1 protein-coding gene is annotated in these 515 nt (G+C 40.6%); it reads right to left on the bottom strand.

Going from position 1 to position 515, the window contains the following annotated elements; all coding sequences use genetic code 11:
• The coding region (locus tag CP366_RS10375; protein WP_143469311.1) for a DUF1542 domain-containing protein at window positions 1–515 on the bottom strand (515 nt) is incomplete at both ends.

Below are 515 nucleotides of genomic sequence, written 5' to 3'. Positions count from 1 at the left end.
CTTCACCAGCAACGGTCTTCTTCAAAGCATCCTTTTCTTCAGCAGTTAAGTTTGATTTATCGATTGCATCATCCTTAGTCTGAGCAGCTTGATCGATGGCCTTCTTAGCAGCATCTTTAGTTGCTGAAGTAGTAGGAATGTTGTTAATCGTTCCAACACCAGTGTCCTTAGCAGTTTTTACTGCATCGTTAGTTTTTGCTTGATTGATGTTAGCAATTGCGTCATCAGCAAGTTTTTGTGCTTGGCCAACTAACGTGGATTTTTCTTCAGCAGTTAAGTTTGAAGCATCGATTGCAGCGTTCTTAGCCTTAGCAGCTTGATCGATGGCATTCTTAGCAGCATCTTTAGTTGCAGAAGTAGCAGGAACATTAACGTTGTTAATAGCTTTTTCACCATTAGTTTGTGCTGTATTAACATCAGCGTCTTTAGTGGCAGCATCAATTGCAGCCTTAGCTTTGTTAACTTCACCAGCAACGGTCTTCTTCAAAGCATCCTTTTCTTCAGCAGTTAAGTTT

It is taken from the genome of Lactobacillus sp. UMNPBX15 (assembly GCF_002553785.1).
GTDB lineage: Bacteria > Bacillota > Bacilli > Lactobacillales > Lactobacillaceae > Lactobacillus > Lactobacillus crispatus.
Note: the sequence above shows the minus strand (reverse complement) of the source record. Positions and strands in the feature narration are given on the sequence as shown.